Source organism: Paenibacillus sp. FSL K6-2862, from assembly GCF_038005125.1.
Classification (GTDB): Bacteria; Bacillota; Bacilli; order Paenibacillales; family Paenibacillaceae; genus Paenibacillus; species Paenibacillus illinoisensis_A.
On record NZ_JBBOSN010000001.1, the window covers coordinates 4,367,271 to 4,388,749 of the forward strand.

Consider the following 21,479-nt stretch of genomic DNA (forward strand, 5'->3'; position numbering starts at 1 on the left):
ATTCAAATCCAGAATATTTTTCGAGATACGCCAAAAAACCGGATCAGGCGGGGTTCCGTCTGCCGGTTCTTTGAAGATTTTACCTAAAAATCTCTGAATATATGTTAACTGTTTGGAATCGTATAGACCAAGTCAACCTGTTCTCCATTGCTGAAGCGATAGAATCGATAATAGTTGTGCGTATCATCATTGTAATAAACTTGCCATACATAGACGCCATTGACGACTCCAGGCATAATTCGTTTGATCTCTCCGCCCGGTACGTCAGAGCTGAATCGATTGCGGACTTGTGCTTCCGATAACCCGTTCTGCAACAATTCACTGTGCACAGCATTACTTCCTGTGACCGGTTTATTGCTTGCATCAAATTTCACCCAGACAGCGATGTCCTGATTATCTTTATTTTTGGCCATCATCGTCCAGTAAATGTTATCTTCGCCTTCCTTTTGACCCCAAACGTATTTTCGAAGATCCTCATAAGAAGTTATCCCGAGCTGCTCCTGTGCCGCTTGAATAGCTAGCGCTTCTTCGTTGCGCTGGTCCTGGGTAATATAGACATAGAAGCGCTGTAATCCAAACAAAATCAAAACCAGGATGAGCAGCGAGATCCAGATCCATTTCTTTTTTCTTTTCAAAAGCCGAACTTCCTTTCCCCTTATGACGCTGCTGCTATTCTGAAATTAACGGGCGAGCAGTCCGTCAAATGCAAGTTGAGACTCGCGCAGAATGCGCTCTTCATCCATAGTAAGACATTCACCATGTTTCACCAGCTGTTTGCCGTCAACCCATACATGCTCCACATCCTTGGCTGAAGCCGAGTAAATGGTATGAGAAATCAGATCCGTGTGCGGATAGAAGTGTGCTTGTTCAATATTTAGTGCAATGAAATCAGCCTTCATGCCTACTTGGAGTGCTCCCGTATTGTTCAGGAAGATGGATTTGGCACCATATCCCGTTCCGAGCAGCAGCGCTTCCCCCGCTGGTACCGCTGTTGGGTCACCGGATACGCCCTTATGAATCAAAGCAGCCAGTCTCATCTCTTCAAACATATCCAGGTTGTTGTTGCTTGCAGGTCCGTCTGTTCCCAGAGATACGGTTACTCCAGCTTTCAGCAGATCCGGAACTCGCGCAACACCCGAAGCAAGCTTCAGGTTGCTTCCCGGATTGTGAGAGACCGCTACATCATGGCGTGCCAGAATTTCAATCTCCTCATCATTCAAATGTACAGCGTGAGCTACGAGAGAAGGACGAGAGAAGAAACCGAGCTTTTCCAAATGTGCTACTGGACGCAGACCATAATCCGTTACATTCTGTTCGACTTCGCGAAGGGTTTCCGACATATGGGTGTGCAGCGGCAGATCCAAATCATGTGCAACCTGTACCAGCTTCTCTATGTAATCCGGAGGGCAAGTATACGGCGCATGCGGTGAGATGATCGTCGTAATTCGACCACCAGCCTGTCCGTTCCACTCGCGTGCAAACGCAGCCGATTCCTGCAGTTTGCGCATTTGCTCTTCTTCAGAACAGAGACCAATGACACCACGTGCCAATGCGGCACGAATACCGGATTGTTCAACCACTTTTGCCACCTGATCCATATGATCATACATATCCAGGAATGCCGTTGTTCCGCCTTTCAGCATTTCTAATACAGAAAGGGAGGTACCCCAATACACGTCCTCAGACGTCATTTTAGCCTCCATAGGCCACATTTTCTCCTGAAGCCATACTTGCAGGGCCAGATCGTCCCCGTGACCTCTCAGAAGCGACATGGCTGCGTGACCATGCGTATTGATCAGACCCGGCAAAAAGACCAGTCCTTTGCCATCAACCTTCGGCAGGTTCTCATCTCCATCTTGCAGTGTCTCACCAATATGCACAATCTTGTCGTCTTCAACGACCATATATCCTTGAACTACAGTCCATTCCGTACCACTATTTACAGCAAATTTGCCGTTATGAATTACCCATCTATTTGTCGTCATCTTCCTCGTCGTCCTTTCCGTTCTCCAGATAATAAGCCAGGCTAAGCAGATCCGTTGTAAAATCAGCATGATGAATACGGACGTGCGGTGGTGTTTTCAAGATGGTTGGTGCAAAGTTCAGAATCGCTTCAATGCCGGATTCCACGAGCTGATCGGCTACGTTCTGAGCTTCGGTATCCGGAACGGTAATGATGCCAATACGAATATTATCTTTTTTGACCGAATCCGTTAGTTCATTCATGGGCTGTACCTTCAAGCTGTTAATCTGACTGCCGATCTTAGGGCCGTATGCATCGAAAACAGCAACAATTTTCATGTTGTCTTTCAGATAGGCATTGTAATTGGATAATGCATGTCCCAAGTTACCCGCCCCGACCAGAGCAACATTGATTTGCTGATCAATTTTCAAGATATGACGGATTTTTTCGATTAGATACGATACGTCATATCCAATGCCTTTGCGACCGAAGTCCCCAAAGTATGCAAGGTCTTTGCGAATCTGGGCAGGATTAAGATCCAGGCGTAGTCCCAGTTCCTGTGATGACACCGTGCCTACCTCACGTTGATGCAGTTCACTCAAATAACGTAAGTAAACAGGCAATCTGCGTACCACAGCTTCCGAAATTTTATCTGATTTCATTACATTGCTCCCCCTTACCAAGGCCACGATAGATAAATAAAAATGTAGCATCCCGCATAACCGTTTTCGTCTCCGAATGAAATTATGCAAGATGCCTTATGAAATATAAAGTTAAAAGTGCTTCAAGAATGAATCACACTCTAATAAAGTTTACAGCGAGAAGCCCTTATTACGCAACGACGTCATACTTAATTCGCCGTAGTTTCATCCTGTGCTGGTGTTTCCAACCACTCGCTAATCCGTGGAACCATCTGTTCAGTCAGCATATGTTCCATTTTGGGACCGGGTAATGAATATAGGAAATACTTTCCGTAATAAGACTCAATCACCCGCGTATCGTAAACGATGACAATGCCCCGATCCTTGGCTGTACGAACAAGTCTGCCGAATCCCTGCTTGAAACGGATGACAGCCTGTGGAACAGACAGCTTCATAAACGGATTCTTTTTCTGCTCCTGCAGCAGTTCACTCTTCGCCTCGACAAGCGGATGGTTCGGCGGCTGGAAGGGCAATCTCACAATGGCCAGACAGGTTAGCGCCTCGCCAGGGATATCCACCCCTTCCCAGAAACTGCTGGTGCCCAGCAGAACGGTTGCTTTTGCATCCTGGAACCTGCGGGTTAACTTGGAACGACTGCCACTATCAACGCCTTGACCCAGCAGCGAAATATCGTTACCCGACAGTGCTTCTTTTAATGGGTCATATACCTGGCGCAGCATTCGGTATGAAGTAAAGAGCACCATCATACGGCCCCTTGTCGCAATAGCCGTTTCGGCCAGAGATCTTACGAGCATGTCGACAAAGTGAGCATCCCCCACGCTGCCTTTTACACTTGGGAAATCACGAGGGATGACCAGCAAAGCTTGGTCCCTATACCGGAATGGCGACGGCAGCATGGACGTCAGCAAACGGTTATTATCGGCTGCCTCCTGCAAGCCAAGCTGTTCAATCATGAACTGGAATGACTTATCGACCGAGAGCGTAGCGGAAGTTAGGACAACGCTTTTCTTTTTATCGAAGAACATGTCCTTCAACTGCGCACTGACATCGACAGGAACGGCATAGAGCTGCAGTGATTTGCTGCGGAATTGGCCGCTTGCCTCCATCCAGTATACCGTTTTGGCATCATCCATTCGCATGAAGAAACGAAGGTTTTCTTTGAGCGTTGCCAAATCCTTAAGCAGACCTGTAATGTCCGTGATCAAGCTATCCGATTGATAGTCGTCCTGGTCTTCTTTGACTTCAAGAAGCAGCTTGTCTCCCTTACGGATCAAGTCCCCCAGTGTGACATAAATCTGGTTTTCGTAATCCTGGAGCTCCTGCCACTTCGCCGGTTTCATTGAAGGCTTCAGTCTGAGGGAAAATTGCCCCGTTTCTCCCGGAGAAGCATCACTCCGCTCAGGCAGCAGGCTAAACAAGGCATCGCTCAAACGATCCCACATCTCTTTGACTTCAACAGCAAGCGGGAACATCTGGTCAATGACTGAGCCCCACTGCACCGAATTCTCATGACCCGCCAGTTGTGTACGCAGCATGGGAAGCTGACCGTTCCGACTATCCTTAAACAATCGGGTCAGGGTATGAACCAACGTGAAATATTTCATGTGTAGACCCAAGTGCTTACCCGCCACATCCTCGAGATGATGAGCCTCGTCAATGACAAGACTATCGTAAGCAGGGAGCAGCTGATGAGCTGCTTTTACATCCGTAAACAGTTTGGAATGATTCGTAATGACGATATCGGACAATCCTGCTTCATGCTTCGCCCGGTGGTAGAAGCACTTCCTGAACCACGGACAGGAACGTCCCAGACAGGATTCCGATTCACTCTGTACAGTTTCCCAAAAGTCCCCACCGCGCGCACTGAGGTTCAGCTCCTCGTCATCTCCAGTCTCTGTCTGGGTGAGCCACACAATCATCTGAGCCGCTGTAAAATAATCTTCTTTCGGAGTAGCAAACTCACGTTTGTTGATCTTGTGCTCAAACTTCCGCAGACACAGATAGTGTCCCCGACCTTTGAACACGGCAGCCTTAAACGGAAAAGGAACCACTTTGGTCAGCAGCGGGATATCACGCTCCCGAAGCTGTTCCTGCAGGTTGATTGTATGGGTGCTAACCATTACCTTTCGTTCCTGCTTCACACTTTCATATATCGCCGGCAGCAAGTACCCCAGGGATTTCCCTGTACCTGTACCTGCTTCAATTAACAAATGCTTTTCTTCGTCCAGCGCCTGCCTTACACTGCTGAACATCTGTGTCTGTGCCTCGCGTTCTTCATAGTGATCCAGTGTATCCTGCAGATTGGCCCGGACCTGATCCATATACTGCTCAAAGCTTACACCTTCAAGCGGATTACCTTCGCGTTCATCGCGTGGAGCACCGATCTCGGTCCAGTCACTCACATTCAAGGCCAATTGGCGGTAATACGTATGTCCATCCAGATCCTGTATAGGCTCTGCTTCCTTCTCACTGCGCATGCCGTCGAAGAACCAGCCCAGATCACTGTCCTCAGGTGCAAACAAGTCGCTGAGACGCTGTATCGTAATCAATGGCAGTTGACGCAGTTCATCCAAACACTTCAGGAGCACATAGGCTGTTGCCAAGGCGTCACTGTCTGCCTGATGAGGACGGTCATGCTGGAATCCGAATTCTGAAGATACATACCCCAATTGATAAGAACCAAGTGAAGGAAATGAAATTTTGAGAAAATCAATGGTATCCAGAATACGTCCGGTGAACGGCAAGTAGCCGCATCGGTCAAGTGCATTCTGAAGGAAATGAAAATCAAAAGCCACGTTGTGTCCCACAAGGACAACATCGTCTAGCAGCGGAACCATCTCCATCATCATCTCTTCGAGTGAAGGAGCGTTCGCCACATCTTCGTCAGTAATCCCGGTTAATCCCGTAATAAACGGAGGAATAGGCACACCAGGGTTTACATAAGAACTATATATTTGAGTTATGCTGTAGTCATGATCTATGATGGCAAGTCCGGCTTGTATAATCTCACCATCGGACTGCGTGCCGGTTGTTTCGAAATCCAATACGGCAAATTTCATTGCAATGTACAAGTCCCTTCCATTCCAGTCTATGTTACAGCATAGCAAAAAAACGGGCATTTGAAAATTAACTGACAAAAAAGGCGGTGTTCCCTCCATGGTCTTAAAGGAGAAAACACCGTCTTGATGCTGCTGCTCTGCACTTGAAGTTCAAGTACAGTCAGCTTATTCCATATTGCAGTTGTCCGCTGTTCAGCCTGCAGGCTTCCATATTATACAACGGTTCGGTCAACGTCGGGTCATGCTGGAGTGCCTGAGCAAACAAGGAACATGCTCCTTTGGGATTCGCCATCTTCGCTTCGAGGCAGCCCAGCGCATTGCAGGCTAGCCCCTTCAGCCTCGGAGAACCATTCAGGTGCACAATGAGCCGCAAATGACTTCCCGCTTCTGCGGTTTGATTGAGGTTCATATGCGCAAGTCCCAGATAGTACCGAGTCAGTGCACTATCCGGATATTCGGCAATAATTTGTGAGAACTGCACAATCGCCTGTGGATACATCTGTAACTTGAAGTATCCCTGACCGCGACTAAATGATTCCAAATGGATTTCAGGCAGAGCAGTGACCGCTTCCTGTTCCGGTTGGAGTGCCACCGGCTGTTCTAAATCCCTGACCTGACTCATCTTCTCCTCAAACATCAGCCACTCATCAATCATCCCGTCACTCATCCGCTTCAGCAAGTTCCACTTTTGCAGCAGTTCCTGTTTGTTCAGACCTTCAGCGGAAGGGTAGCGCTTGATAATTTCATCTAACATGTCGTTCATTTCGGCGAAAACATGCTGGAACATCGATGCATCCCCACCCTTGAAAAAATGGATTAGTGCGTGACCTGTACTCATTTTTTGCAAGGTGGACCGATTTCATTCCCCTTACCAGTGGATTACATAATTGTCGCGTGCACTTCCTGCTTCATGGTCTGCACAGGTTTGTTTTGACCGTCTACAAAGACCACAGTAGGTTTGTGCGTATTCGCTTCTTCCTGAGACATCATTGCATATGAAATGATAATAACCGTGTCTCCTGGCTGCACAAGACGTGCAGCTGCACCATTCAGACAGATTACTCCGCTGCCTCGTGGTCCGGGAATTACATAGGTCTCGAGCCGTGCACCATTGTTGTTGTTTACAATTTGTACTTTTTCATTTTCCATCAGATCAGACGTTTCCATCAGATCTTCATCAATGGTAATGCTCCCCACATAATTCAGGTTGGCTTCCGTAACGGTGGCACGGTGAATTTTGGATTTCATCAATGTTCTAAACATGGGACAGTACCTCCGCTGTTTGCAATCTTGTATTATCAATCAGTCTCGTTTTGCCAAATTTCACAGCCAGCGCAATCAGGATATCATCTCGTCCATGCACTTTTTCCTGATCAGCAAGCGGCTCCAGACTCGGAAAAGCCTGAATCTCGGCATAATCAATAACAGCACGGGGCGAACGCCCGATGTTCTCACAGAGAATACGTCGTATATCCGCAGCAGTCGTGTCAGCACTTGTATCCACTGCTTCTTGAGCCGCACGCAGGGCCTTGGACAAGACCAGAGCTTCCAGGCGATCTTCAGCACTCAAATAGACATTACGCGAACTAAGTGCCAAGCCATCCTGCTCCCGTACAATCGGACATGGAACAATCTCAACAGGCATATTCAGATCATTGACCATTTGCTGGATGACTGCTACCTGCTGTGCGTCTTTCATTCCGAAAAATGCTCGCTGTGGCTGCACAATGTTAAACAGCTTCGATACCACTGTTGTTACTCCGTCAAAGTGTCCTGGACGGGAAGCCCCGCACAGCCGGTCAGTCAAACTCGACACCGATACTGTGGTTTGTGTCTGCTGTGGATACATCTCTTCAACGGAGGGAATAAATACGATATCCACTCCCTGCGCACGCGCCGTCTCCACATCCCTAGCTTCATCCCGAGGGTAGCTGTCAAAGTCTTCATTTGGCCCAAACTGAATCGGATTTACAAAAATACTTAATACGACAATATCACTTTGCTGTTTGGCAGCATGCATCAGGCTTGCATGACCTTCATGAAGATATCCCATTGTAGGCACCAAGCCTACAATAGACTCTCTGAATTGTGCAGCTTGACGCTTCAAACTAATTTCCTGTCTAAGCTCTGTGATGGTCCGAATCACTTTCATGAGTTACTCTCCACCTTTTCTTTGCGATGTCCATACAGCTGATCTACAACGCCGTCTGCGGCAGTAAATACATGCTCCTCCGCAGGGAAGGAACGGTCTTTGACTTCCTTGACATAAGCTCCAATGCTGTTACGAATCAGAGTACCTACATCGCCGTATGTTTTGACAAAGCGTTTCGGCATGTAAGGAGAGGCATACTGAACCACATCATGGAATACCAAAACCTGACCGTCACATCCACGTCCAGCTCCAATACCAATTGTGGGAATGGACAGTTCCTCCGAAATAGCTCTTGCCACTTCTTCGGTAACGAGTTCAAGCACAATCCCGAAGGCTCCCGCTGCTTCGAGTGCCTTCGCTTCATCCATTAGTCTTCTGGCATCCGCTGCATCCTTACCCTGGATCCGATATCCCCCGATCTGATTCACCGATTGCGGTGTCAGTCCGATGTGTCCCAGAACCGGTACGCCCGCCTGTACCACAGCCTTAACGGTATCCGCAATCTCCACGCCGCCTTCCATTTTGACTGCATGCGCATGACCTTCCTGCATCAAACGACGAACACCCTTCAGCGTTTCATCCACGCTGCCGTGGTAGGTCATGAACGGCATATCCGCTACGATGAATGTACTTCCTGCACCCCTCACAACGGAGCGGGTATGATATACCATATCGTCTATTGTCACAGGCAGGGTGGAATCATAACCCAGTACGACATTGCCGAGCGAATCCCCGACCAAAATCATGTCAATGCCTGCTTCTTCCGCAAGCAGAGCCGTGGGATAATCGTAAGCCGTAATCATGCTGAGCGGCACGCCATCCTGCTTGTATTTTTTCATTTTTACAATATTCAATGCTTGTTTGTTAGCCATTTTCTTTATGGCTCCTTTCTACTTTTCATTTAAGAACGCAACAAAAAAACCTTTTAGTTTTCCACTAAAAAGTCCCGAAAAGTCAAAAAAGAGTCACTTGCGATCGTCCCTTCTGTCTCGGTCCTCTTCGGCTCAGAGCAGAATCCAACAACTCACTTAACACATTTTCCATTTTGCTATGCATCTGTTCATGATCAAGCCAATCAGGCATACTGTTGCCGGAGTGCAATTCGGTCTGCAATAGCCGATATCGCCTCACGAACACAGTATACCAAAGATCAGCCCAAACTTCACGTGTTATGTTCATTATCTTAGTGGAAATTCGACAATTTCCTTAATCGATCAATGATATTTCTCCTGATACAACGGTTATGCGCTCGCCATTTTTCTTCTCTACAATCAAAGCCCCTGAAGGATCTAACCCAATGGCTGTTCCCTCAATATCTCCCTGCGGGTTCGAAACCTTCACTTCCCGATGAATCGAGACGGAGAGAGCTTCCCACAATGACGCGATTACACCGAAACCTTCCCTTTGATACAAAAGGTAAAGATGTTCCATCTCATTCAAAATGGCAGCAGTTAACTTCGTTCGATCCACCTGCTGTCCGGTCTCGACTTTGATTGAAGTCGCAATGGACGTCAGATCCTCCGGATAATCCGTAAGATCAAAATTCACATCTACCCCAATACCTGCAATACAGTACCGCAGTTCATGATCTTCTACCGCTGACTCAAGCAGGATGCCACACATCTTGCGACCGTTAATCAGAAGGTCATTCGGCCATTTGATGCCTGCATCGGCCCCCGTATTGGCCCGGATAGCCCGGCAGACGGCTACCCCCGTCAGTAAAGTCAGCTGTGGTGTGTTCCGCAGTGGCTGCTCCGGACGCAGCAATATGCTCATCCAGATCCCTTTGCCAGGAGGTGAGAACCATTTACGCCCAAATCTTCCCCGTCCACCTGTTTGTTCCTCGGCAAGAACTACCGCACCTTCTGCCTGACCCTGTTCGGCCATTTGCTGAACATCGCCTTGCGTAGACAAGGTTGAATCTAGGATGAGTGCTTTACGGCCAAACACAGAAGTTTGCAGAGCCAGTTGAAGGCCTGCTGCATCAATACTGTCTGGTCTCGTAAGTAGGCGGTATCCTTTGCGGGAGACAGCCTCAAATTCGTATCCGAGATCGCGCAGCTTGTTCACATGTTTCCAGACTGCTGTTCTGCTAATGGACAGGTTCCGGCTGATCTCTTCCCCTGATACAAATCGTCCATCCGCATTCATGAGCATATGTAACAGTTCTTCATGCTTGGTCATCTGCAGCCACCCGTTTCACTTCTGCGGTCAGCGCTTCATGCTGATTCGCTATATTTCCAATCGCTGTTTCACGTAACAAATGCTTCATCAACCGACCCAGCCAAGGCCCACCCTTGCGCTCGAGTAGTCCTAGAACATTTTCTCCGGTAATATGGAGCTCCTTCAGCTCATGAACCGGCATGGATCGACTCCACTCCGCTGCGTTAGCAAGAATCGCTTGGTATGACGCCTCTGCTGAAGCGGAAAGGAAATGGCCAGCGGGGAGAATAAGTTGAATCTTGAGCCAATCCGCAGCGGCTTGACGTCCGCACGTCAGTTCAGCACTAATCCACTCCGATCGTAGTAACACTTGATCCTTATGGTTCTGAACAACCGTCTTCAGTAACTCATCAAACTGTAAAACACCGGTAATGCGCAAACGATCATCGTTGGAAAATGTCCACTTGCGCAGTAAAGCATCGGCTTCATCCTTCTTATATTGACCTGCGATCAGCAGAAGCGACCAGCGCAGTAAGGAATCATGATCTTTCAGTTCCCCGATTCGGAGTAGTAGGTTCCTATTGAATCGGCTGCCTTGCACCGGAGCCTTGATATATTCAAGTATTTTACTGTGCAGCAGCAAATCCAAACCTCGCAGCGGATGTGGACCAGCCATCATCTTCACCATTTCGGTACGGACTCGCTCCATGGCAATATGTTGCAGCAAGTCTCTCTGCTTCATAAGACCTTTCCACGTGTTATAGGCAATGCTGAAGTCAAAAACCGAAGCAAACCGGACACACCGAAGCATGCGAAGCGCATCCTCACCGAACCGCTCACTCGCTGCGCCCACACATCTGACTCGTTCTTCACGAATATCCACTTGTCCACCAAAAGGATCAACGATTGTACCCCTTCTATCCATGGCCAGGGCATTCATCGTAAAATCACGACGCTGCAGATCTTCTTTGATATCCTTGACAAACTGGACTTCAGACGGTCTTCGATTGTCTTTGTATTCCGATTCCGTACGGAATGTTGTGACTTCGAAGTAGTACCCCCCTGAACGTACAGTAACCGTCCCGTGCTGAAGTCCTGTCGGAATACAGTCTGCAAACAGTTCCATCACTTGTTCAGGAGATGCTGAGGTTGTAATATCCATATCATCTACATTGCGACCCAGCAGCTCATCCCGAACACAGCCACCAACCCAAAAGGCATCATAGCCCTCTTCATTCAACTTGAGCAGCACCTGTTCACTCTGCTCAGCCATCTCAAGATCAACCCTTGTCCATTGCACCAAACCAATCACCTCATTGCTTGCCTGTTGCTTGATCATTCTGTATCGCTGCTTCTATCGAATAAATGGAAGTTCAACCGCAAACGGGTTTTAGATTGGGAACTTCTCTTCCCAGTACCCGATAGTATATTTGTTCATATTCATGACGGATGGCATCATTGCAAAAATCATGATGTGCCCTATGAAGACAGGCTTCTCTGAAATCTGCTGCCAGTCGATCGTCGGTCAACAAGCGAATGGCGTTCTCAGCCATGGACTGTGTATCGCCGATCGGTGATAAAAACCCGGTTTTCCCATGTAATACGAGTTCAGGAATTCCTCCTGCCTGTGATCCAACGGTCGGCACACCGCAGGCCATCGCTTCCAGGGCCACAAGTCCGAAGCTCTCTTTTTCCGAAGGAAGCATTAGGATGTCTGCCATGGAAATGACTTGTGCAATGTCATCCTGTTTACCCAGAAAATGAACTTTGTCATTCAGGCCCAATTCATTAATTTTCCATTGGATTTTAGGCAAATCCGGCCCCTCTCCAACAAACAGCAATTTGGCTGGAACCTGCTCCTGAACCTGACGGAAAACTTCAACAACGTCCTGTGTCCGCTTCACCGGGCGGAAGTTGGAGATATGCATCAATATTTTCTCGTTTGGAGCCGCAAAATCCCTGCGCAGACTGGCCGCATCCCGAGGATAATAAATTCGTTTATCAATAAAATTATATGTCAAATCAATCGGACGTTGAATGTCCAGAAGTTCAACCGTCTCCCGAATCAAATCCTGTGAAACCGCGGTTACCGCATCACTCTCGTTGATCGCAAGCCGAATGAGATCTTTCAGGGATTCATCCTGTGCCAGTACGGTAATATCTGTACCATGCAGAGTTGTGACAACCTTCAGATCGTCGCCCACCATCTGTTTGGCCAGGAAAGCACATACTGCGTGGGGAACTGCATAATGCACATGCAGCAAATCAAGCTGCTGGGCTTTGGCCACTTGAGCCATCTTGGTTGCCAAGGACAGGTCGTATGGCGGATAGCGAAATACATAATAATCATTCACTTCAACTTCATGGTAAAAAATATTTTTCTGAAAAGTACCCAGTCGGAACGGAATACTATTCGCAATAAAATGAACCTGGTGACCCTGTTCGGCAAGCAATTTGCCGAGCTCCGTTGCGACAACGCCAGACCCTCCGAGGGACGGATAACAGGTGATACCAATCTTTAGCTTTTGATCCATCCGGTGGACGCTCCTTTAATCTCCCGCGTGTGCGAGTTGATGTAATGCAACGGAATTTATATTTATATTTATATTAGGGTAAGAACTTGCGCAGCAACATATTATCTAGCTGCTGCGCCAAAGTGCCCAACGACATAAGGTGTAATACTCGCAAACCCTTCTGCGAAAGAAATCAAACTCCGCTGACCCAGCAAGGAGTCCCGAGCTCTTACGCGTTCGATATACCCCTGATTCAACGGAGTAGAGACCGTTCCTGCCCCTATCTCAAATTGGGAACGATAACTGAGCAGCGATTTTTCCTTTTGCTCATAGTGTTCCGTAATATCGACAATCAAATCCACTGGTCCCATATCGTTAATGAAGTAAAAATACAGCTCCTTCACTTGGGTGGCAGGCATGTCCGGCATATAATTACGCAGCTTGGCATTGAACACCGCTTCCTGCACAAGCTTGCTGCACATGACATGATCCGGATGACGATCTTCCCAATAGGGTGCAAATACAATTTTCGGGGCATGCCTTCGAATCTCAGCCGTCACTGCCTGTATGTGCTCAGGGGTTATGTATAAACCACGATCCGGCAAGCCCAAATTGGTTCGACACGAAAGACCGAGGACGCGGGAGGCTTCCTCCGCTTCCTCGGCTCTGCGCTCTACAGTCCCGTTGGACGACATTTCTGCTTTTGTCAGATCACACACGCCCACTTTCAATCCCGCTGCAGTATGTTTGGCGATTGTTCCCCCCATACCAATCTCCGCATCGTCTGCGTGTGCTCCGAAAATCAGAATATCAAGACTCATTCGGAATCACCTGTTGTGACTCCAGCTTCCGGTTTGTATTTATGCACGAGCTCTCTCCATGCAAAATCGCCGCGATCCAATGCCTTAACCAGAATTTCAGCCGTTGCAATGTTGGTTGCGAGCGGAATGCCCTGTACATCACACAAACGAAGCAATGCATTAATATCGGGTTCGTGTGGCTGAGCCATCAGCGGATCACGCAGGAAAATAATTAGATCCATCTCATTCTGCGCTACTAAAGCACCAATCTGCTGGTCTCCTCCAAGCGGACCTGATTCAAACCGGTGAATCTTCAAGGAAGTTCCTTCCATAATGCGAAGTCCGGTGGTGCCTGTCGAATACAATTGGTGGTCTGTAAACACGGGTTCATAAGCTGTAACAAAGTTTACCATCTCTTCTTTTTTGCGATCATGGGCAATAAATGCAATTTTCAACATGACAATCTCCTTTAGTCGATAAAGTGATCAAATCCATAGATGAGTCCTGTATATTCCATAACCTTCTGTACACCGATTTTTACACCGGGCATGTAACCTGCACGTTCGTATGAATCATGACGAATTTTGAGCGTTTGGCCAAAATCGCCAAATACCACTTCCTGCTGTGCAAATACGCCTGGTAAACGAACACTGTGAATCCGGAATCCGTTATAATAACCTCCGCGGGAGCCATCAATGGTTTCCTCTTCATTAGGGTTGCCCTGACGGATTTCCTCACGGTTGGCTGCAATCAGCTCAGCCGTTTTAATTGCTGTTCCTGAAGGCGCATCCAGTTTTTGATCCCCATGATACTCAATGATTTCAACGTTAGGCATATGTTTGGCCGCTTGTGCCGCGAATCTCATCATCAAAATGGCACCAATGGAGAAGTTCGGGGCAATCAGACCACCGATCCCTTTGTCCTGACACTGCTTGTCCAGTTGTTCTATCTGCTCCGTCGTGAAGCCGGTAACTCCCATGACGGGTCTGACTCCATAACGGATCGCAAGTTCTGTATGAGCGAAAGCATATTGAGGTATTGTAAAATCAACCATGACCTGCGGTTTCGTCTCTGCAAAAGCCATTTCGATATCATCGGTTACTAGCACTCCGCATTCCGGAAGGCCGACCAGGGTTCCGGCATCAATACCTGCGCCGGAGCGGTTAACCGCGGCAGCAAGCTCCAGTTCCGGGTCTTGAAGAACCAGCTTCACCACTTCCCGGCCCATTCGGCCAGCCGCTCCGATTACGGCAACTCTTATTACTTCACTCATCTTGGCTGCATCTCCTCACTGTATGTTGGTTCAGTCACTATAAAATTCATTTCGTCAGCTTTCGCTTCAGATGAAATGAATTTCTTATTGAATAGAATTCTTACGTTGCTTGATTTGTTGGTCCATTTGATGCAATTGTGCGTTCTGCGGATCCAGCGATATCGCATCACGAACAGCCTTGATTGCACGATCAAATTCATTCAAATCGCTATAGGCCAGCGCAAGCATCACATGCGCTTCGACAGACAGCGGATCAAGCTTAACCGCTTCTTTCAGCAGAGCAGCAGCCGAAACATAACGTTCGTGTGTGCCGTTGCCAGCCTGTTCCAGCAAAATCTTCGCCTGTGTACATAGCTGTTTGGCTTCCAATGTCTGCAGATGCAGAACATATTCTTCTGTGCCACCGGACAGCTCAGCTGCCTTACGGGCATGTTCCAGTGCCGGACCAATGTGCTGGCTGCGGGCATGTGTAATGGAACAACGGTAGTGAAGCTCCGCATGTTCCGGGTAAGCAAGAATAGCCGATTCAAACCAACGGATCGCTTGCTCAAAATCATTTTGCAAAATACAGCGGTAAGCCTGCTGCATGTAATCTTCCGGCTTCATCATCCAAGCTGTCCCTCCCCAATCGGGTGATGGTACAGCATATGTAATCTACGCCTAATCGGTGTTTTTTGGAGTCCACCGATTTGCATCGCGTGTATTAAATTTATGCATGACTTTGTCGTGTGCCTGCGCCAGGTCAATCCCAAGCGAGTTGGCAAAACAAATCGTGATAAACAAAATATCCCCAAGCTCCAGCTCAATGGAATTGTCTGCTTCAGAAGCCTTCTTCGGCTTTTCACCGAACTCGTGATTGACTTCCCGAGCTAGTTCTCCCACCTCTTCCGACATACGCGCCAGCATGGCCAGCGGACTGAAGTAGCCTTCTTTGAACTGGGAAATGTAGAGGTCAACCTCGCGCTGCATTTCTGCGATGCTTTTCTCCATGAGAACGGATTCTCCTTTTGAAATTGTGTCGTATTTGTTCCTAATATATCAGTTATTTAGTTTGACTTCCACCATCCTGAGGCACAAATCATTTTTAAAGAATCAATAAATAGGTATACTAAGATGGCAAGTATTGCTTCATCATTAATTTACATATGGAGTGGGATCTAATGAGCACTGCCAAAACTTGGATTCAAATTAAACTGATTCTCCCTATTCTGCTAGGTACTGCATTGTATGCTTTTGGACTGTTGTACTTCATTATCCCTAACCAACTAATGGAGGGCGGCGTCACCGGGGTTACCGTACTGCTCAATTATGCGTTTGGCCTCTCTCCGTCTCTGACGACCCTTGTTATCAACGTCCCGTTATTTCTGATCGGGCTCAAGATATTGGGCGGCAGGCAGATGGTCTATACAGGGGTGGGCATTGGTGCCCTTACAGCGTTTCTGTGGTTGTTTGAGAAAATGATTCACTCTGGATGGATTGAGCCACTGCACACGGAGAATGATCTCCTGCTGGCAGCCCTTTATGCAGGTGTCACTCTCGGGGCTGGTCTGGGTATCGTATTCCGCTCAGGCGGTACGACCGGTGGTTCAGATATCATTGCACGGATTCTCAATCGAAAATATGGATGGAGCATGGGCCGAATTTTGCTCGGTATCGATTTTATTATTATCGGCATTTCACTAATCTACATTCCAAAAGAAAAAATACTCTATACGCTGGTTGCCGTCTTTATCGCCTCAAAGGTCATTGACTTCATTCAGGAAGGGGCTTATTCCGCTCGGGCATTCATGATCATTAGTGACCATGCTCCCGAAATTGCCGATCTGATTACCCGGGAAATGGACCGCGGTGTAACTCTGATTCCTGCCATCGGTGCCTACTCCAAACAAGCCAAGCATGTTGCTTACTGCGTTATTTCACGTCAGGAATTCAGGCGACTGCAAATCATTGTCAGATCTGTTGATCCCCGAGCCTTCGTTATTATCAGCGATGTTCATGACGTCCATGGAGAAGGCTTCAAGGAATCCTGAAAACCAACAGAAATATATGCAAAAAAACCTCTATTCCAAGGACAATCCAGTTGGCTTCCTTGCGGTATAGAGGTTCTTTGGTTTGAAGCTGATGATCAGCGCCGGAATGGAAATATGCCTTGCTGCTGTGCACGATACTTACGATATCCTGCATACGTTAGTGCCGCCACAATCACGGATGTGATGAATAATCCTGCCGCTCTCCGGTTCGGTCCCTGAACAAATGGAACAAAGGCACTCTCATCCTTCTCGCGACCAAACAATTGATTGACCAGTTCTTCGCCTTGGGTAATCATGCTTTGCAGCTGAGTGATATCTGGCTGTTTAGCTCCAGTCAGCCCTTTGGTATGGGATAACCAGGCGTCCAGCTGAGCGATCTCATAGGGTTCACGACGAATCATCGCTGCCGGTCGAATGGTTTCATAGTGTTCTTCAAGCAAAGCATAACGGCTCGTGAGTGCTGCTGCTTTCTCATGCTGACTCACAGCAGTGGATATGGCCTGAAGGTCATCTTTTACAATTTTATAATATTGGAGCCATAAGGGTTTGGATGGATTCGCAAGACTGTCAGCAGCGAGCCGCAGCTTGGCAGAAGCCTGCTGAAGACCGGTGTCATCACTTTTGACGCGTACGGCTGCTTGTTTTACTTCAACAATCGTTTCGGATAAGGCATGAATGCCTTCGACCGTCGTCTGACCTTCAAACGAGATATGCTCCAGCCGTTCGCTAATCCGCATAATACCGTTTCTGACTTCTTCGATATTATGATCCAAGGCATTCCTGTAGAGCGATGTCGCTTCCTGATTAAGCTGCTGAATGGAACTGTTGACAAGGGCTTGTTGATCCGCTTCCCCTTCGTTCCCTACACTTTGTGCAGATACACTGTATGACAAGTTCGTCCAAAATAACAGCGCCATGAACGATACTACCCATAATCCGGTTTTGTTCCAGAACATTCTCTTCATGGACATCCCCCCCATACCAATGTATGGCAGGGCGCGACCACTTAGAACAAGCTTGCAAAATCAGGCTCGTTTCGCCTGTTTTAATGCCAGCCACGCACACAGAATGCTAACCAGGGTAAGCCCGAAAGTGAAATTGCGCACACCATCCAGATGCTGATAGAGAGCACTAGGCAGCCAAGGAAAAATATCATATGTATAGTCCATCGTATCGTTCAATAACGTCCATAGACTGGCAATCAGCAGCGCCAACCATCCGAAACCAAAGAACCTGACATAAATCAACGCTTCAATGGCCATGGCACTGTGTGAGGCGATCAGCATCCAGTCCTGCCAATGCGGCGAACCACCCTGCATCCACCCCGCGAAAATAATCGAAACAGCCCAGACCCCATATTTCACCGATGTAACCACAGCGAGAGCTTGAATAACATGTCCGATTCGGTTGAGCACCACAGACTTAGGCTTATATAGAACCCATAGAAGACCAAGGGTAAAAAACAAACTCGCTGTAGGACTGTCCGGAACAAATACAACCTGCCATAGGGGCTGTTCCGCCAGTGTTAATTTCAGCTGATCTCCGTACCATATGTACCCGTACACGGTACCTACTGCATTACACCAAAACAGAAGCCACAGAAAATACCGATTGGTCAGAAATTCCCGGCTCCAGAAAAAAGATAAAGACACGTTCGCTGCCCCTTCCTTCTTATACTTCCTATTGTCTTTATGAAGCGTTGATTTGGTTAAACATTCAAAAAAACCTGACCGCAACAACAGTCAGGTTTTTGGCTTAATTTGATTTTACTGTTCTGCCTTCTGTTTCGCAAGCCATTCCGCCAGGTGATTGATATCGTCGTCTGTCAGACCTTGGGCGATGGCTTGATCATACATGGCCGGCATGCCGTTATATCCCTCTTTAATAATGGTCAAGATCTCTTCCTGGCTATGTTTGTCACCAATACCACGAAGCGAAGGTCCACTAGCTCCCTTCATATCTGCAGCATGACATGCCACACATCCTGCCTTTTTGAACGTTTCCATTGCAGGATCATCCTTCTCAACGATGGCCACTTCTTCCTTTTGGCCTGGTGCATTGGAAGTCGGCAGACCTTGTTCATGCTTCTCGTGTGCCTCTTCCTCACGCTGAATGTGTTCAGGCTTCTGGCCTGTTGCTTCAAGCTCGTGCTTGTAGTGAGTCCAAGCCACATTCGTGAGATAAAATACAGAGAGGATTGACAGAACCATGAGTGATGATGCAATTGGACGTCTGTAAAATCGTCGTTCCTTGCCTGTATCCAAGAACGGGGCAAGCAGCAACGCTCCAAATGCAACCCCGCTGACACCCAGAACACCGAGCAGGACATAATCGCCTGACGCGTATGGATATTTCAGATATTGGTACAGAAAAAGGAAATACCAGTCCGGCATCGGAATAACGGATGCACTTGGATTAGCCGGATAACCAAGCGGCGCAGGTTCAGAGATGGTCAGTACCAGGATACCCACCAGCACCACAACACCAACCATCCATTCCTTCAGCAGAAAGTTAGGTATAAATGCTTCTGATTTGCCTGGATACGCTGTATAGTCCGGTGGAGTAATAAAACCTGCCCCTTTTCGGACGCGTGAATCACCGACAAAGATAATCTTCTCCTGATCATCAGGCTTGTGTCCGTGAGCCATTGCGATTCCTCCCTTCTCAAGTTATAGTGGTCCCGAAATGCCCTGTCTGCGGATCATGATGAAGTGTCCGACCAGAAGCACCAGAAGCACAGCGGGAAGGAAGAAGACGTGCAGGGCAAAGAATCGTGTTAGCGTCTGTGCACCTACAATGGTTCCACCTTGAAGGAATTCTTTAATAATAGGTCCGAGCCATGGGACGGTATTGGCAATTTCCAGGGTAACTTTGGTTGCAAAATAGGCTTTGTTATCCCATGGCAGCAGGTACCCGGTCAATCCAAGACCCAGCATGACGAAAAAGATCAACATGCCGACAACCCAGTTCATCTCACGGGGCGCTTTATAAGAGCCTGTAAAGAATACACGCATCGTATGTAAAAACATCATTACGATTACCAGACTGGCTCCCCAGTGGTGCATGCCGCGCACAATTTGGCCAAAAGCTACCTTGGTCTGCAGATACTCGACACTGGCATAAGCATTGATAATATCAGGTACGTAATACATCGTAAGAAACATTCCTGAGAGAATCTGAATTACGGTGATAAAGAACGTCAAGCCACCAAAGCAGTAGACGAATGCGGAAAAGTGGTGAGCCGGGTTTACGTGCTCTGGAACTTCATGATCCGCAACGTCCCTCCAGATTGGCGTGATATCGAGACGCTCGTCAATCCAGTCATAGACATTTTTAAACATCTGCGTTCACGCCTCCTATTTCACTCGGGTGTTCGGAACAATCTCGCCCAGGTATACCCAGCCCTGTTCCTCCTTGACCACATATTCATCCAGCGGTTTCGGGGCTACGGCAAGATTTTTTCCTTCCTTGTCATAGTGCGCGCCATGGCAGGGGCAATGATACTCATCAGGATAATTTTTGTCACTGTTCCAGCCGACTGTACAACCCAAATGTTTACAGATCGGTGAAAGCGCATAAATTTTACCCTGCTCATCCTTACGAATCCATGCCACAAGCGAAGCATTACTCAGGTACCAACCATCTTGCTGCTGCAGTTCAAATGTGAATTCTTGAGGTTCGTTCGTGATTTTGCTGATCTCAGCTACTTTGACAGAAGTGCCTTCTCCCTTGTGCTGCAAAATTGGGTCCACCGCAAAACGGACCATGGGAAGAATCGCACCGGCGGCCATATAGGCTGTAGCTCCACCAAGCGTGTACGTTAAAAACTGCCTGCGTGACATCTCCATCCGGCTTGGTGGTTTGTTCGAGGCTTCGTGCTGGTCATGCTCACTGCTCATACTGTCTCCACCCCCCTTTTTCAGCCAACTCTCTCATACGTTTTCATTATCAGAAATTCCACGACTTACTAGAACATACATAATCATATAGTAGCCCTAGAACACCGTCAAGAATTTGTCACACATTTTTAAGGTTCAATTGTAAGCGTTATTAAAAAAGTGTTGATAAATTGTCACATTTCCAGTCAGATGTTAATTCTTCCACATCTCGCGTATTTTTTCCCCGACATACCCTGCTATTTTTGCTTCATCTATTTCCTCAACCATTTGAGAACGATTAAAAACCAGATCTGCAGAAGAAATTTTGTCTTTGTCCAATAAACCATCTGATGTCATTATCACCACATATCTGAATCCTGAGCGCTTCAGCTGCTCACATATGGTGTTTAATGCCATTGACATTTCTGGAAAAGCGAAATGGAACGCTGGATATGTCATGACCCTCCCTTTAAATGGGACTTCAATCAGATCCAGAAAATCTCTAAGCCTCTCTAGTGCTTCCGTGGCTTCAGCCGGCGAATGATTTCCCGTAAGACCGGTGAATGGAATAAGGCATGTATCCAGATAGAGTTGCAGTTCAGCCCAGCTGTCTTGAGTCATCTCACTGAATTTCAATTCCCTATTTCCCCTCTCTATCCATTTTATTCCCATATTATATATGAGCAAACGATGTAAATCTATAGAGTTATTCGTAAATCTCTCCCAAAAAACACAAAAGGAAATGCGTAATCACGCATTTCCTTCTTATATGGTTGGATCATCAGTTAATCAGTTTATGGTTTTCAGTTCATCCGTCAGACTCCGGAAAGCTACTTCGTCTCCGGTAGCCAACGCCTTGTCGATTTCCATATACAGCTTCTCGCTACGCTGTTTACGAAGCGCTTCGTCCCACACCATCTCAGCAGCCAGCCCCAACATGACTTCATACGTAACTTTCATTTTATCCAATAGGATGCACCTCCAAA

General features: G+C 47.5%; 24 protein-coding genes. 1 reads left to right on the forward strand and 23 read right to left on the reverse strand.

Translation table 11 applies throughout. The features are described 5' to 3' along the window. Nucleotides 1-104 precede the first annotated feature (104 nt). From MHB82_RS19570 to MHB82_RS19645, 16 genes are all read right to left on the reverse strand, one after another. Nucleotides 105-635 carry a hypothetical protein gene (locus MHB82_RS19570; protein WP_095361898.1) on the reverse strand — a complete coding sequence of 177 codons (531 nt, stop codon included), beginning with the start codon at nt 633-635 and terminating at the stop codon, nt 105-107. A gap of 45 nt (nt 636-680) precedes the next feature. After that, nucleotides 681-1,985 (reverse strand): amidohydrolase, encoded by a 1,305-nt coding sequence (locus tag MHB82_RS19575; protein ID WP_095361899.1) that lies wholly within the window; start codon nt 1,983-1,985, stop codon nt 681-683. Continuing rightward, nucleotides 1,972-2,625 (reverse strand): redox-sensing transcriptional repressor Rex, encoded by a 654-nt coding sequence (locus MHB82_RS19580; protein WP_095292800.1) that lies wholly within the window; start codon nt 2,623-2,625, stop codon nt 1,972-1,974. Before MHB82_RS19580 ends, MHB82_RS19575 begins: the two co-directional genes overlap by 14 nt. A gap of 188 nt (nt 2,626-2,813) precedes the next feature. After that, a complete protein-coding gene (gene dinG, locus MHB82_RS19585) occupies nt 2,814-5,684 on the reverse strand; it encodes an ATP-dependent DNA helicase DinG (protein WP_341175653.1) in 2,871 nt (956 codons plus the stop codon). A gap of 160 nt (nt 5,685-5,844) precedes the next feature. Continuing rightward, the gene (locus MHB82_RS19590) at nt 5,845-6,522 is read right to left on the reverse strand and encodes a tetratricopeptide repeat protein (RefSeq protein WP_341175654.1); all 678 of its coding nucleotides are present in this window, start codon (nt 6,520-6,522) and stop codon (nt 5,845-5,847) included. Between the two features lie 41 nt (nt 6,523-6,563). Continuing rightward, a complete protein-coding gene (panD, locus tag MHB82_RS19595) occupies nt 6,564-6,947 on the reverse strand; it encodes an aspartate 1-decarboxylase (RefSeq protein WP_095292807.1) in 384 nt (127 codons plus the stop codon). Then, entirely contained in the window at nt 6,940-7,836 is an 897-nt protein-coding gene (panC, locus tag MHB82_RS19600) for a pantoate--beta-alanine ligase (RefSeq protein WP_341175655.1), read from the reverse strand. Before panC ends, panD begins: the two co-directional genes overlap by 8 nt. Beyond that, a complete protein-coding gene (gene panB / locus MHB82_RS19605; protein WP_341175656.1) occupies nt 7,833-8,708 on the reverse strand; it encodes a 3-methyl-2-oxobutanoate hydroxymethyltransferase in 876 nt (291 codons plus the stop codon). The genes panC and panB overlap by 4 nt, the downstream gene beginning before the upstream one ends. 334 nt (nt 8,709-9,042) lie before the next feature. Next, nucleotides 9,043-10,020, reverse strand: coding sequence for a biotin--[acetyl-CoA-carboxylase] ligase (locus MHB82_RS19610; RefSeq protein WP_110758975.1), 978 nt, complete (start codon nt 10,018-10,020; stop codon nt 9,043-9,045). Beyond that, a complete protein-coding gene (locus MHB82_RS19615) occupies nt 10,007-11,338 on the reverse strand; it encodes a CCA tRNA nucleotidyltransferase (RefSeq protein ID WP_341175657.1) in 1,332 nt (443 codons plus the stop codon). The genes MHB82_RS19610 and MHB82_RS19615 overlap by 14 nt, the downstream gene beginning before the upstream one ends. Nucleotides 11,339-11,372: 34 nt before the next feature. Next, nucleotides 11,373-12,533, reverse strand: a complete 1,161-nt coding sequence (gene bshA, locus MHB82_RS19620) for an N-acetyl-alpha-D-glucosaminyl L-malate synthase BshA (RefSeq protein ID WP_341175658.1) — start codon at nt 12,531-12,533, stop codon at nt 11,373-11,375. A gap of 101 nt (nt 12,534-12,634) precedes the next feature. Continuing rightward, on the reverse strand, nt 12,635-13,333 hold the full coding sequence (gene bshB1, locus MHB82_RS19625) for a bacillithiol biosynthesis deacetylase BshB1 (protein ID WP_110758982.1): 699 nt from the start codon (nt 13,331-13,333) through the stop codon (nt 12,635-12,637). Then, nucleotides 13,330-13,770, reverse strand: a complete 441-nt coding sequence (mgsA, locus tag MHB82_RS19630; protein ID WP_095292821.1) for a methylglyoxal synthase — start codon at nt 13,768-13,770, stop codon at nt 13,330-13,332. The genes bshB1 and mgsA overlap by 4 nt, the downstream gene beginning before the upstream one ends. An 11-nt stretch (nt 13,771-13,781) precedes the next feature. Beyond that, nucleotides 13,782-14,585, reverse strand: coding sequence for a 4-hydroxy-tetrahydrodipicolinate reductase (dapB, locus tag MHB82_RS19635; RefSeq protein WP_095361908.1), 804 nt, complete (start codon nt 14,583-14,585; stop codon nt 13,782-13,784). Between the two features lie 84 nt (nt 14,586-14,669). Then, nucleotides 14,670-15,194 (reverse strand): tetratricopeptide repeat protein, encoded by a 525-nt coding sequence (locus MHB82_RS19640; RefSeq protein WP_095361909.1) that lies wholly within the window; start codon nt 15,192-15,194, stop codon nt 14,670-14,672. A gap of 51 nt (nt 15,195-15,245) precedes the next feature. After that, a complete protein-coding gene (locus tag MHB82_RS19645) occupies nt 15,246-15,575 on the reverse strand; it encodes a nucleotide pyrophosphohydrolase (RefSeq protein ID WP_056696770.1) in 330 nt (109 codons plus the stop codon). A 170-nt stretch (nt 15,576-15,745) separates the two neighbouring features. Here MHB82_RS19645 and MHB82_RS19650 point away from each other — a divergent pair, with 170 nt between their 5' ends. Continuing rightward, nucleotides 15,746-16,615: a YitT family protein gene (locus tag MHB82_RS19650; RefSeq protein ID WP_095361910.1), complete on the forward strand. Its 870-nt coding sequence runs from the start codon at nt 15,746-15,748 to the stop codon at nt 16,613-16,615. A 95-nt stretch (nt 16,616-16,710) separates the two neighbouring features. Here the strand turns inward: MHB82_RS19650 and MHB82_RS19655 are convergent, their stop codons facing one another. The 7 genes from MHB82_RS19655 to MHB82_RS19685 form a co-directional block, all read right to left on the reverse strand. Next, nucleotides 16,711-17,580: a sporulation protein YpjB gene (locus MHB82_RS19655; protein WP_341175659.1), complete on the reverse strand. Its 870-nt coding sequence runs from the start codon at nt 17,578-17,580 to the stop codon at nt 16,711-16,713. 60 nt (nt 17,581-17,640) lie between these two features. Then, nucleotides 17,641-18,267, reverse strand: a complete 627-nt coding sequence (locus MHB82_RS19660) for a DUF1405 domain-containing protein (protein WP_341175660.1) — start codon at nt 18,265-18,267, stop codon at nt 17,641-17,643. Nucleotides 18,268-18,381: 114 nt separating this feature from the next. Further along, entirely contained in the window at nt 18,382-19,263 is an 882-nt protein-coding gene (locus MHB82_RS19665) for a menaquinol-cytochrome c reductase cytochrome b/c subunit (protein WP_095361913.1), read from the reverse strand. A gap of 21 nt (nt 19,264-19,284) precedes the next feature. Beyond that, on the reverse strand, nt 19,285-19,956 hold the full coding sequence (gene qcrB, locus MHB82_RS19670; RefSeq protein ID WP_017687726.1) for a menaquinol-cytochrome c reductase cytochrome b subunit: 672 nt from the start codon (nt 19,954-19,956) through the stop codon (nt 19,285-19,287). Between the two features lie 15 nt (nt 19,957-19,971). Then, on the reverse strand, nt 19,972-20,514 hold the full coding sequence (locus MHB82_RS19675; RefSeq protein ID WP_095361914.1) for a QcrA and Rieske domain-containing protein: 543 nt from the start codon (nt 20,512-20,514) through the stop codon (nt 19,972-19,974). 192 nt (nt 20,515-20,706) lie between these two features. Beyond that, complete coding sequence (locus MHB82_RS19680; RefSeq protein WP_095361955.1) at nt 20,707-21,129, reverse strand: DUF2487 family protein; 423 nt, start codon at nt 21,127-21,129, stop codon at nt 20,707-20,709. Nucleotides 21,130-21,282: 153 nt separating this feature from the next. Next, nucleotides 21,283-21,462, reverse strand: coding sequence for an IDEAL domain-containing protein (locus MHB82_RS19685; RefSeq protein ID WP_095292837.1), 180 nt, complete (start codon nt 21,460-21,462; stop codon nt 21,283-21,285). Nucleotides 21,463-21,479 lie beyond the last annotated feature (17 nt).